Annotated in this window: 11 protein-coding genes; 8 read left to right on the top strand and 3 right to left on the bottom strand. The window is 71.8% G+C overall.

Features of this window, described 5'->3' with window-relative positions; all coding sequences use genetic code 11:
* The first annotated feature begins 61 nt into the window (after window positions 1-61).
* Complete coding sequence (locus tag AB0K35_RS33415; RefSeq protein ID WP_112604312.1) at window positions 62-436, top strand: VOC family protein; 375 nt, start codon at window positions 62-64, stop codon at window positions 434-436.
* A gap of 41 nt (window positions 437-477) precedes the next feature.
* Here AB0K35_RS33415 and AB0K35_RS33410 read toward each other — a convergent pair whose 3' ends face one another.
* Window positions 478-876 (bottom strand): integrase, encoded by a 399-nt coding sequence (locus AB0K35_RS33410; protein WP_363890555.1) that lies wholly within the window; start codon window positions 874-876, stop codon window positions 478-480.
* A gap of 233 nt (window positions 877-1,109) precedes the next feature.
* Between AB0K35_RS33410 and AB0K35_RS33405 the strand changes: the two genes are divergently transcribed.
* From AB0K35_RS33405 to AB0K35_RS33390, 4 genes are all read left to right on the top strand, one after another.
* A complete protein-coding gene (locus AB0K35_RS33405) occupies window positions 1,110-1,943 on the top strand; it encodes a ComEA family DNA-binding protein (protein WP_363890552.1) in 834 nt (277 codons plus the stop codon).
* Window positions 1,940-4,342: a ComEC/Rec2 family competence protein gene (locus AB0K35_RS33400; RefSeq protein WP_363890549.1), complete on the top strand. Its 2,403-nt coding sequence runs from the start codon at window positions 1,940-1,942 to the stop codon at window positions 4,340-4,342. Before AB0K35_RS33405 ends, AB0K35_RS33400 begins: the two co-directional genes overlap by 4 nt.
* Before the next feature lie 357 nt (window positions 4,343-4,699).
* On the top strand, window positions 4,700-5,680 hold the full coding sequence (gene holA / locus AB0K35_RS33395) for a DNA polymerase III subunit delta (protein ID WP_238670906.1): 981 nt from the start codon (window positions 4,700-4,702) through the stop codon (window positions 5,678-5,680).
* Complete coding sequence (locus tag AB0K35_RS33390) at window positions 5,677-6,099, top strand: hypothetical protein (RefSeq protein WP_238670907.1); 423 nt, start codon at window positions 5,677-5,679, stop codon at window positions 6,097-6,099. The genes holA and AB0K35_RS33390 overlap by 4 nt, the downstream gene beginning before the upstream one ends.
* A 128-nt stretch (window positions 6,100-6,227) precedes the next feature.
* Here the strand turns inward: AB0K35_RS33390 and rpsT are convergent, their stop codons facing one another.
* Together rpsT and AB0K35_RS33380 are read right to left on the bottom strand one after the other, a co-directional pair.
* Window positions 6,228-6,494, bottom strand: coding sequence for a 30S ribosomal protein S20 (rpsT, locus tag AB0K35_RS33385; protein WP_030491765.1), 267 nt, complete (start codon window positions 6,492-6,494; stop codon window positions 6,228-6,230).
* A gap of 319 nt (window positions 6,495-6,813) precedes the next feature.
* Window positions 6,814-7,800, bottom strand: coding sequence for a phosphotransferase (locus AB0K35_RS33380; RefSeq protein WP_238670908.1), 987 nt, complete (start codon window positions 7,798-7,800; stop codon window positions 6,814-6,816).
* A 61-nt stretch (window positions 7,801-7,861) separates the two neighbouring features.
* Here AB0K35_RS33380 and AB0K35_RS33375 point away from each other — a divergent pair, with 61 nt between their 5' ends.
* From AB0K35_RS33375 to AB0K35_RS33365, 3 genes are all read left to right on the top strand, one after another.
* A complete protein-coding gene (locus AB0K35_RS33375; protein WP_238670909.1) occupies window positions 7,862-8,398 on the top strand; it encodes a DUF4240 domain-containing protein in 537 nt (178 codons plus the stop codon).
* Window positions 8,399-8,514: 116 nt separating this feature from the next.
* A complete protein-coding gene (gene lepA / locus AB0K35_RS33370; protein ID WP_238670910.1) occupies window positions 8,515-10,392 on the top strand; it encodes a translation elongation factor 4 in 1,878 nt (625 codons plus the stop codon).
* Window positions 10,393-10,837: 445 nt separating this feature from the next.
* Window positions 10,838-11,122 (top strand): GlsB/YeaQ/YmgE family stress response membrane protein, encoded by a 285-nt coding sequence (locus AB0K35_RS33365; RefSeq protein WP_091409827.1) that lies wholly within the window; start codon window positions 10,838-10,840, stop codon window positions 11,120-11,122.
* The last annotated feature ends 676 nt before the right edge of the window (window positions 11,123-11,798 follow it).

The following is an 11,798-nucleotide window of genomic DNA, read 5'->3' as shown; positions in this document are numbered from 1 at the left end:
TGGGTGAAGGCTGTGGGCCTCCGGTCGGGTCTTCGGATCGACCGGGAAGAAGACGGTACGGATGACAGTCACGTTCAACCACACCATCATCGCCAGCAAGGACAAGAGCGCCTCGGCCGCGTTCTACCGGGAGCTGTTCGAGCTGCCGGAGGCGCCTTCGTGGGGACCGTTCGCCAACGTCCAACTGGACGAGGGTGTGCTGCTCCAGTTCGCCGAGCCACCGGTGGACATCCAGATGCAGCACTACGCGTTCCTCGTCGACGACGAGCTGTTCGTGCGGTGCCTGGCGTTCGTCGAGGGGCGCGGCATCACGTACTGGGCCGACCCGCAGTTGAAGCGGGAGGGGGAGACCAACACCGAGCACGGTGGGCGGGGCTTCTACTTCTTCGACCCGGCGGGCCACGCCATCGAGATCATCACCCGGCCGTACCTGTAGCAGGCCCGTCGGCCGGTCGGGCGCGGTTGCCCCACCGGCCGTCAGCCCTGCTGTCGAGCCTCGCGGGTCGTCGGGTCCGCGCTCTCGCCCGGGCGTACGGGATCAGTCAGCCGGAACCCCGACGCCGCGAAGTTGGCCCCGTGCTCGCGGTCGGACAGCACTAACGTTCCGCCCCGCTGCTCTGGCCGCCAACCACTCTTCAGGCCGCAGATGATCACCGCCCGCACGTCGGCGGGTGTGGGGTAGCCGTTGTCGACAACGTACGGCCCGGGGGCCGACAACAGATCCGCTTCGAGTTTCTGGCCGTTCCTGCCGCCGGAACCCCAGGCGCGCACGTAGACGGCCCGGTGGTGGAAACCCTTCACCTGCACGCTGTGCAGCGCCGCGCGCCACGTGAAGGTGTGCCCGTCGATGTGTATCTGCCGTAGTCGAGCCCGCATCTGAGCCACCTCCGTGGTCGGACCCTTCAAGATCGACAAGACGTACTCTACTTCGTACTGCCCGCTCCGTGGGGGCGTCCGCGACCAGACCGGCCGCCCAGGCCGCACGTCGTAGGTCGACCCGCGCCTAGCAGATCGGCGCATGATCAGGGCGTTGTCCACAGTGGCAGTGGTTGTCCACAGGGCGGCGCCGGCACCTCCCACCGTCCCGGCCGTCGCCATAGCGTCGCGATGTGTCGCACGACGAGGAGACAGAGGTACGCCAGCGCCTGCGCCGGCTGACGGAGGCGCTTGCCGCACCGCAGCCCCGGCCGGAGGCGCCACTCGTGGGCGTACCCCCGTCGTCCCTGGTCGGCGCGCCGCCCGCGGATGTGCTGCCCCGGTCCGCCGCGTTGGTAGCGGAGTCGGGATCGGACGGCCTCGCGCTCCCACCCGAGGCACGGTTGCCCGGGCCGGGGGCGTTCGACCCCGGGCGGCGGGGTGTGCGGGCGTTGGCGGTGGTCGCCGTGGTGGTGGTCGTGGGTGCGGCAGGTTGGGCCTGGCAGGCCCGGCCGCAGTCGGAGCCGGTCGCCCCGCTGGCCAGCGAGACCGCGTCGGCCGCGCCGGTGGGCGACCCCAGCGTGTCCGGCTCCGGCGAGTTGGTGGTGGCGGTCGCGGGCAAGGTCCGAAAACCCGGTCTGGTACGCCTGCCGGCCGGGTCCCGTCTCGCGGACGCGGTGCAGGCGGCCGGCGGCGCGCTCCCGGGGGTCGACGTGGCGCTGCTCAACCCCGCCCGCAAGGTCACCGATGGCGAGCTGATCGTGGTCGGGGTGACGCCACCGCCGGTGCCGGGCGGTGCGGCCGGGCCTGCGGCGGGCGGTGCGGCTCCCGCCGCCGGGCCGCTGAACCTCAACACCGCGACGCTGGCGCAGCTCGACACGCTGCCCGGAGTGGGGCCGGTGCTCGCCCAACGGATCCTCACCCATCGAGACCAGCACGGCGGGTTCAAGTCCGTTGGCGACCTACGCCAGGTCGACGGGATCGGCGATGCCCGCTACGAGCAGCTCAAGGATCTGGTGACGGTGTGAGCGGGTTCTCCGTACCCGCTGACCCACCGGTCGACGGGGCTCAGCCCGGGCCGCCGGATCTGCGACTGGCTGGGCTCGCCGTGGCGGCCTGGCTCACCGCGCTCGCCGGCCTGCACCTTGGCAGCCGTGCCACGCTGCTGGTGGCCGGCACGGCTGCCGGTCTGACGGCGACAGGTGCTGTGCACCTGCTCGGCCGCCTCGGCCGTCCCCGAGCCGTGGTGCGGCGCTACGGGTGGGTGGCAGTGGCGGTCGGCCTCGGAGTGGTCTGCGGCGGTGCGGCCACCGCCGCCCGGCTCGCCGTTCGCGACGCGCCGCTGATCCGTGCCCTCGCCGAACAACGCGCTCCGGTCACCGCCGACCTGGTCGTCCGGGACGATCCGCGCCCGATCCGGAGCGCCGGGCGGCCGGGGATGCTGCTGGTGTCGTCCGAGATGGTCCGGCTCACCGGCCCGGATGGTCGACGGATCCACGCGTCGGTGCGGCTGCTCGTCCTGGCAACCGACCCGGCGTGGCGGGGCCTGCTTCCCGGGCAGCGCCTCACCGTCGACGGCCGACTCGGCGTTCCGCGCGGCGGCGATCTCACCGCGGCGGTGCTCAGCACCAACGACCCACCGGAACGGCACGGCGCGGCGTCCTGGGCGCAGCGCGCCGCCGGGACACTGCGTACCGGCCTGCAACGGGCCTGCGCGCCGCTGCCCGACGACCCCGGCGGGCTGCTGCCCGGGCTGGTGGTGGGCGACACCAGCCGGCTGCCACCCGCCGTCGAGGCGGATTTCCAGGCCACCGGGATGACCCACCTCAATGCGGTCTCCGGCTCCAACGTCGCGATCGTGGTGGGTGCGGTGTTGTTGCTGGCCCGATGGTCGCGAGCTGGCCCGTGGCTCGCCGCCGCGCTGTGCGGGGTGGCGCTGGTGGGGTTTGTCATCCTGGTCCGCCCGTCGCCGAGCGTCGTACGGGCAGCCACGATGGGAGCGATCGGGCTCGCCGCGCTCGCCGCCGGTCGACCTCGGGCGGCGCTGCCCGCGCTGGCCGCCGCCGTGACCGTGCTGGTGCTCGTCGACCCCGAGTTGGCCGGGGACCCCGGGTTCGCCCTCTCCGTGCTGGCCACCGGTGGCCTGCTGCTGCTCGCGCCGCATTGGCGGGACGGGTTGCGCCGGCGAGGCGTCCCGCCTGGGCTGGCCGAAGCGCTGGCCGTGCCGGCGGCTGCCCAACTTGCCTGCGGCCCGGTCGTCGCCGGGATCTCCGGCACGGTGAGCCTGGTGGCGGTGCCGGCGAACCTGCTGGCGGTGCCGGCCATCGCGCCAGCGACAGTGCTGGGCGTGCTGGCCGCCATGGTGTCGCCGATCTGGCCGGCCGGCGCCGAGTTCGTCGCGTGGCTGGCGAGTTGGCCGGCCTGGTGGCTGGTGGTCATCGCCCGTCAGGGTGCTCGACTGCCAGGTGGCACCCTTCCGTGGCCGGGCGGGGTGCCCGGTGCCCTGCTGCTGACCGGGCTGACCGTCGCGCTGCTGATCGCGGTGCGCCGGCCACTCGTACGCCGCCTGGTGGCGGTGGTTGGGGTTGCCGCCGTGCTGGGTGCCCTGCCGGTTCGGCTGCTGGCCGCCGGCTGGCCGCCCGCCGGGTGGGTGGTGGTGGCCTGCGCGGTGGGGCAGGGCGACGCCCTGGTGCTCCCGGTGGACCCCGGCCGGGCCGTGGTGGTGGACGCCGGGCCGGAGCCGGGTGCGGTGGACGGCTGCCTGCGTCGGCTCGGCGTACGGGAGGTGCCTCTGCTGGTGATCAGCCACTTCCACGCGGACCACGTGGGCGGAGTGGCCGGGGTGTTCCGGGGGCGGCGGGTGGGTGCCGTGCTGACGCCGTCGTCCGCCGACCCGGAGAGCGGACGGGACCTGGTTCGGGCGGCGGCCACCGGCGGGCGGGCCGCGCTGCTGACCACAGTTGCCGGCGCTCGGCACCCCGTGGGCGGGGTCGACCTGCTGGTGCTCGGCCCTCCGTACCAACTGGCCGGGACCAGGTCCGACCCGAACAACAACTCGCTGGTGCTGCGCGCCACGGTGGCCGGAGTGCGGATCCTGCTGGCGGGCGACGCGGAGACCGAGGAGCAGCACGCGATGGTGGCGCGGGCGGCCCCCGGCCAGTTACGGGCTGACGTGTTGAAAATCGCGCACCACGGGTCGGCGTACCAGGACCAGGGCTTCCTCGATGCGGTGCGGCCGACGGTGGCGCTCGTGCCGGTGGGCACCGGCAACACCTACGGGCACCCGAGTCCGGGGCTGCTCGCCCACCTGGGCAGGGGCGGCGTGCGGGTGCTGCGTACCGACACGGACGGCGACGTGGCGGCGGTCCGAACGAGCGGCGGTCTGGCGGTAGCCCGGCGAGGTGTGCCCGCAGGCCAGCAGCCCTGACCGCAGGCCGGCAGCCCTGACCCCGGGCCGGCAGCCCTGACCCCGGGCCGGCGGTTCTGCCTCAGGGTCGGCAGCCCTGACCCCGGGCCGGCAGCCTTTTGTCGTGGGCCGGCGGCCGGACCCGCGCTGACCGTCCGGCCGCTGATCAACTCGGGATCGCTGACCTCGGGGTGTCAGCGGCGGTCCAAGACCGCGGTTTCCGTGATCCCGTGTGGATCAAGAACGGGCCTCTGATTAATCGGGCGACTTGCGCATTAATCGGGGGATTGAGTTGGATGTCTGGATTTGCGCTGTGTGCGGGCTGCGCCGATCAAGCAGCGAATGAGCAGGCACGATCCCGCCGCAGGCCGTGCGAATATGGGCGGCGTGACCCCCGCCAGCCTCGCCCCCATTCTGCTCGTCCTCGGTGACGAGGAACTGCTCGCCACGCGCGCGGTCACCGAAGCTGTCGCGAAGGTTCGCAGTGTGGACCCCGAGGTGGACGTCCGCGAGTACCAGGCCAGTGCGCTGACCGTCGGCGAGATCGCCGAGATGCTCAGCCCCTCGCTGTTCGGCGGGCGGCGGCTGCTGATCCTGCGTTCCGGCCAGGACGCCCGCAAGGACCTGGTCGCCGCGCTGTTGGCGTACGCGAAGAATCCCGACCCGGAGGTGCAGCTGCTGGTGCTGCACCTGGGCGGCGCCAAGGGCAAGGCGTTCGCCGACGGTCTGCGGGCGGCCGGCGCGACTGTGGTCCCGGCCGCCAAGCTCAAGGGGCACCGCGACCGGGTGGCCTTCGTCCGCGACGAGATCCGCCGGGCCGGCGGAAAGTGCACCGACGACGCCGCCGAGGCGCTCATCGCGGCGGTCGGCAACGACCTGCGTGAGCTGGCCGCCGCCTGCTCTCAACTGGTCGCCGACACCGATGGGCGGATCAGCGCCGAGACGGTCTCCCGTTACTACCGGGGCCGGGTCGAGGTGACCGGTTTCACGGTGGCGGACGCCACGATGGTCGGCGACGTGCCGGCGGCGCTCGAGGCGCTGCGCTGGGCCCTGCACGTCGGGGTCGATCCGGTGCCCATCGCCGACGCTCTGGCCGACGGGGTGCGCACGGTGGCCCGGGTGGCGTCGGCCGGGCGGGGTAGCCCGTACCAGCTCGCCAGCAGCCTCGGAATGCCCGCGTGGAAGATCGAGCGGGCACAGCGGCAGGGTCGGGGCTGGACGCCGGAGGGCCTGGTCCGGGCCATGCAGGTCGCCGCCGCGTGCAACGCGGCCGTCAAGGGCGGCTCCGACGACAGGGCGTACGCCCTGGAGCGTGCGGTCTTCTCGGTCGCGGCGGCCCGGCAGGGCAGCACCAGGTGACGGGGGCGAACCGCCCAGCGTGGGCCACCATTCCCGTGGACGAGGCGCGTTACCGACCGCTCTACGCCCGACTCCTCGGCCTGCGGTTCGTCAACCCCGGTGGCGTGCTGTGCTTCCTCTTCTTCGAGGGTGCCATCGCCCTGGCGGTGCTGCTCGCCCTCGCCGAGTTGGTCAGCTGGTGGGCGGTGCTGGTGCTGCCGGTCGTGGTGGCCGCCATGGTGAAGCTCAACGACATGGTGGCCGCGATCGTGGTCCGCTCCGCCGCGCTCGTACCCGAGCAGGAACGGGATCGGTTTCGCCGGCAGATGGAACCGGTGGTCGGCCGAGCCCGGGTGGAGTGGGTCTCGCACAGCGTTCCCGGCGTGGTGATCACCGCCGACCCGGTGCCACCGCCCCGGCGGGCCAACCCGTCAGACTGAGCGCCGACCGACCCCGTCGGGGCCACGCACAGAACGGCCGGCCCGGACAAACACTGCCGGCCTCTGGACACACGGAAACCCCGGGCCGGGGGCCCGGGGTTTTCCGAATCAGTCTGACGGTGAAGTCGTCAGGCGGAGAGCGACACCACGCGCTTCGCGATCGCGGACTTGCGGTTCGCGGCCTGGTTGGAGTGGATCACGCCCTTGCTGACGGCCTTGTCCAGCTTGCGCGAGGCGTCCAGCATGAGCGCGGTCGCCTTCTCGACGTCACCGGCCTCGGCAGCCTCGTGGAACTTCCGGACGGCGGTCTTCAGCGACGACTTGACCGACTTGTTGCGCAGCCGGGCCTTCTCGTTCTGCCGGTTGCGCTTGATCTGGGACTTGATGTTCGCCACGCGACAGCCTCGTCTTGATAGCTCGGGTTGGTCAGCTTATTGCGCGTGATGACGAACGTGCGTCATCGCTGCGCGAAGAGCCAGGTTACCAGGTCGCCGGGGACGAGCCAAAACGGCTCGGCCTTCGCGCGGACGGACCCGGCCCGTCGGGGACCAGGTTACGCCCTCGAACACTGCGGCGGCTCACCGCCGGCCCGGCGGCAGGCCGGTCCGGCGCACCGCCAGCCCAGCCCGCGTCACCGTCAGCTCACCCCAGCCCAGCCCGCGTCACTGTCAGCTCACCCCAGACCCGGTCCGCGTCACCCCAGCCCAGCCCGCGTCACCGCCAGCCCTGGCGGCGGGCCAGCCAGTCGAGCGACTGCTCGCCGCTCCACCGCTGATGGGCGGGCAGGTGCGGCGAGGCCGTCGGCGGTGCCGCCGCAGCTCCGGTGAGGTAGTAGCCGGCCAACGCGGCCAGGGTCGCGTCCAGCGCGTCCGGGGGCGCGCCGGCGGTGGCCGGGTGCGCGGCGAAGAGCCGGTCCGCGTCCAGCCCGCTGGCATACGCGGTGAGCAGCAGGCCGGCCAGGTCGAACCAGGCCGGCCCGGAGCAGACCCAGGTCCAGTCGCAGAACCAGGCTCGGCCGTCCGGGCCGATCAGCACGTTGTCGACCCGCAGGTCGCCGTGGATCAGACCGGTCGCGCCGGCTGCGTACCGGGGGAGGAGGGATTCCAACTCCACCAGCTCGGGCAGCCGGTCGAGCAGCGGCGCGGGCAGTGGTGGGGTCGGCTCCCGACCGGCGGCGACCTCCTCCCACCAGAGGATGTCCGACCGGGCCAGGTCGGCCAGGCGCGGCAGGCCGAGCGCTGTCAACTCGGCCGGCGGGTCGGCCAGGGCGGCGGCGACCTGCGCATACCCGGCGAGCGTGGCGTCCAACTCGGCGGGCACCCAGGGCAGGTGCGGGGTTTGCCCGTCGACCGCGTCGGTGCACAACACGAACCAGCCGGCCGCGGAGAGGGTCCACCGGGGGCGGGGCGCCGGCAGGTCGGCCGGCAGCCGGTCGAGGATCGCGGCCTCTCGGGCGTACCAGTCGACCAGATGCGGTTGCTCGGCGGCGGGTGCGGCCTTGACGAAGGCCCGACCACCGTCGGCGGTGTCGAGCACCGCGGCGAACCCGCGGGTGAAGCCCGCGCCGGCGACCCGGGCGGTGACCACCGGCGCGCCGAGCCGTTCGGCGACCGCGGCCCGCAGCGCCGCCGGCAACGCCGGCCACGACGGACGTAGGGCGCTCGCGTGGTACGGCACCGGCGACAGCGGGGGAGGGGACATCCCACCATGCTGCCCCGGGGTACGTGCGCGACGCACGGCGACACTGCCAGACTGCCAGGCCATGAGGACCGAGGACTTCTGGCAGCTGATCGACGAGGCGCGGGCCGGCGGCGGTGGTGAGCCCGGCCCGGTCGCCGCGCGGGCCGTGGCGTTGCTCGCCGAGCGCGACCCGGAGGACATCATCGGGTACGCGCGACACCAGACGCGGGTGCTGGCCGCCTCGCACAAGGCGGATCTGTGGGGCGCGGCGTACCTGATCAACGGTGGTGCCTCGGCCGACGGCTTCGAACACTTCCGGGGCTGGCTGATGGCCCAGGGTCGGGCCGTCTTCGCCCGCGCGGTCGCCGAACCGGACTCGCTGGCCGAACTGCCCCAGGTGCGGGCGGCCTCGCTCAGCGGCGAGGAGTTCTCCGCCGAGCAGATGCTCTCGGTGCCGTGGGACGCGTACCGCAAGGCCACCGCGACCGAGCTGCCGGCCGACCGCGACCCGGTGCGGACGCCGGATCTCAACGACTTCTGGGACTTCGACGACGAGGACGAGGCGCGTCGCCGGCTGCCCCGGCTGGCCGCGCTCTTCGTCGAGCCGCCGATGGAGTGAGGGGTCCTCGGGCCGTTCCATCGCCCGCGCAGTGGGCGCACCCCGGCGGCGTGGGAACATAGAGGGGGTCGGCGGCGCGCCGGCCTGTTCACGTCAGCCGACCAGAACGGACCGCTGTGCCACCGAAGCTCGATCCCGGCGCGAACGCCCCTGGTGCCACCGACCCCGGTCGCATCCGGAACTTCGGCATCATCGCCCACATCGACCACGGGAAGTCGACCCTGGCCGACCGGATGTTGCAGCTCACCGGCGTGGTCGACCCGCGGCAGATGCGCGCGCAGTACCTGGACCGGATGGACATCGAGCGCGAACGCGGCATCACCATCAAGAGCCAGGCCGTCCGCATGCCGTGGACCATCCGTGAGGGTGAGCGGGCTGGTGAGCAAGCGGTGCTCAACATGATCGACACCCCGGGGCACGTGGACTTCACCTACGAGGTGTCCCGGTCGTTGGCCGCCTGCGAGGGTGCCGTGCTGCTGGTCGACGCCGCGCAGGGCATCGAGGCGCAGACCCTGGCCAACCTCTACCTGGCTCTCGAGAACGACCTGCGCATCATCCCGGTGCTCAACAAGATCGACCTGCCGGCCGCGCAGCCGGAGAAGTACGCCGAGGAACTGGCCCACCTGATCGGCGGTGACCCCGCCGACTGCATCCGGGTCTCCGGCAAGACCGGCGAGGGCGTTCCGTACCTGCTCGACGAGATCGTCCGGCAGTTCATCCCACCGGTCGGTGACGCCGTGGCGCCCGCCCGGGCGATGATCTTCGATTCGGTGTACGACGTCTACCGCGGCGTCGTCACGTACGTCCGGGTCATCGACGGCCGGATCAGCGCCCGCGACCGGATCAAGATGATGTCCACCGGCGCGGTGCACGAGTTGCTGGAAATCGGTGTCATCTCACCCGAGATGGTCAAGGCCGAGGCGCTCGGCGTCGGCGAGGTCGGCTACCTGATCACCGGCGTGAAGGACGTCCGGCAGTCCCGGGTCGGTGACACGGTGACCATCAACAGCCGACCGGCGGCCGAGGCGTTGGGTGGCTACAAGGACCCGAAGCCGATGGTCTACTCCGGCCTCTACCCGATCGACGGGTCCGACTACCCCAACCTGCGCGAGGCGTTGGACAAACTCAAGCTCAACGACGCCGCCCTGGACTACGAGCCGGAGACCTCCGGCGCGCTCGGCTTCGGCTTCCGCTGCGGCTTCCTCGGCCTGCTCCACCTGGAGATCATCCGGGAGCGGCTGGAACGCGAGTACAACCTCGACCTGATCTCCACCGCGCCCAACGTCGTCTACCGGGCGATCACGGACGACGGCGAGGAGATCGTCGTCACCAACCCGAGCGAGTACCCCACCGGCAAGATCGCCGAGGTGTACGAGCCGGTGGTCCGGGCCACAGTGCTGACGCCCAACGACTACGTGGGCGCGGTGATGGAGCTCTGCCAGGGCCGGCGGGGCAACCTGCTCGGCATGGACTACCTCTCCGCCGACCGGGTCGAGCTGCGCTACACGCTGCCCCTCGCGGAGATCATCTACGACTTCTTCGACCAGTTGAAGAGCCGCACCAAGGGCTACGCGTCACTCGACTACGAGCCCACCACCGAGCAGGCCTCCGACCTGGTGAAGGTGGACATCCTGCTGCACGGCGAGCCGGTGGACGCGTTCAGCGCCATCGTGCACAAGGACAAGGCGTACAACTACGGCGTCACCATCGCCGCCAAGCTTCGTACCCTGATCCCGCGCCAGCAGTTCGAGGTGCCAATCCAGGCGGCCATCGGCAGCCGGGTCATCGCCCGGGAGACCATTCGGGCGATCCGCAAGGACGTGCTCGCCAAGTGCTACGGCGGTGACATCAGCCGCAAGCGCAAGCTGCTGGAGAAGCAGAAGGAAGGCAAGAAGCGGATGAAGATGGTGGGCCGGGTCGAGGTCCCACAGGAAGCCTTCATCGCCGCGCTCTCCTCCGACTCCGGTGACGGTAAGGCCGCTGGCAAGAAGTAGTTCACGCCGCCGTACGCGCCCGGGTGCCACCCGCACCCGGGCGCGTACGCGTTTCCCTGCGCCTCCGGTCAGCGTGCTCGAACGTCTTGTGCGGCGAAGATTGGCGCGGGCTCGTCTGGCGCGACTCGGCCGCTCTGCCTCGCCCGCTCTGCCCCGTCGGGTCTGTCGGGCCGCCGAGATTGCCGGCTGAGTGCGCCGGTGCGAGGAGTGTGACCGCCGGGTGCGGAAAACTTTTCTGTCGCTGTGGTGGGGCCGACTGGTCGACGAGATGGGCTCCTACCTGTGTGGACGTACTCACGCGTCAACCGACGCACCTCCTAAACATTGACGAATGACGGTGTCGATTGAGGTGAGTCGGTTTGGGCTTTCGGTGGGTCGGGCACTTAGCCGTCACGACAGGAAGCACACGCCTCGTGTGTCAGACATTCTTTTAAGGAGGGCGACCGTGGAGTTCACCGTGTGGGGCATCATCACTGCGATCGTTGTTGGTCTCATCGTCGGCGCGCTCGGCCGTCTGGTCGTCCCGGGCCGGCAGAACATGCCGATCTGGCTGCACATGCTGATCGGCATCGGCGCAGCCCTGCTGGGCACCGTCCTGGCGCGGGCCATTGGCATCGCGACTGAGACGAGCGGTATCGACTGGGGCGAGCTGCTGGTGCAGGTCGTTGTGGCTGCGATCGCCGTCGCGCTGGTGGCCGGTGTGGGTGGCCGCCGCCGGGTGACCCGGTAACACCACGGCACCAACCCTTACTACTGCGATACCTCCGATGGGCGCCCGGCCGACAGGCCGGGCGCCCATCGGCGTTCCGTCCGCTGCGGCGGGCGTCGCCGCGTTCCGTGCGCTGCGGCGGGCGTCGCCGCGTTCCGTGCGCTGCGGCGGGCGTCGCTGTTGTTCCGCTCGTCGTGGCGGGCGTCGCCGCTTCCGTGCGCTGCGGCGGGCGTCGCTGTGCTCCGTCCGCTGCGGCGGCGTTGCTGTGCTCCGTCCGTCGGGTGTGCCTCGCGTCCGACGTCGCTGGCATGCGACTCGAGGTTTGCCCCTTATGCGGTCGGCGGTGTGCCGTGGTGCGGTCGGCGGTTTGGCGTGGTGCGGCCCTCGGTTTGCCATGGTGCGCCCCGAGGCCTGCCCGATTGGAGCCTGAGGTCTGCGGCGGCGCCCGCCCGAGGTCTGCGGCGCCCTGTTGGAGGTCCCTGGCGAGCTGGACCGCAGTGATCGTCTCGGTTTGGTGAAGCCGGGGTGTCCTGGGTGTTGTATCGCCGCACAGCCACCGCCACCAACCCCACAAAATCCATCTCGCCTCCGCGCCTCGAGAGATCTTGGACAGTTTCCGTTAGCAGGGCGGGCTCAACCGGTGGTTGCAACACCGAGAAGTTGGGTCATCTTCTCACCTGGGGTTGCCCAGCCCAGG

It is taken from the genome of Micromonospora sp. NPDC053740 (genome assembly GCF_040677775.1).
Lineage (GTDB): Bacteria > Actinomycetota > Actinomycetes > Mycobacteriales > Micromonosporaceae > Micromonospora > Micromonospora alfalfae.
The sequence above is the reverse complement of the archived record's forward strand: the minus strand, read 5'-3'. Positions and strand labels throughout refer to the sequence as shown.

Excerpts from the sequence above, each read along its gene's own strand:
- AB0K35_RS33380 (WP_238670908.1), bottom strand. The coding sequence starts at position 7,800 with ATGTCCCCTCCCCCGCTGTCGCCGGTGCCGTACCACGCGAGCGCCCTA.
- AB0K35_RS33375 (WP_238670909.1), top strand. The coding sequence starts at position 7,862 with ATGAGGACCGAGGACTTCTGGCAGCTGATCGACGAGGCGCGGGCCGGC.
- AB0K35_RS33410 (WP_363890555.1), bottom strand. The coding sequence starts at position 876 with ATGCGGGCTCGACTACGGCAGATACACATCGACGGGCACACCTTCACG.
- holA (WP_238670906.1), top strand. The coding sequence starts at position 4,700 with ATGGGCGGCGTGACCCCCGCCAGCCTCGCCCCCATTCTGCTCGTCCTC.
- AB0K35_RS33415 (WP_112604312.1), top strand. The coding sequence starts at position 62 with ATGACAGTCACGTTCAACCACACCATCATCGCCAGCAAGGACAAGAGC.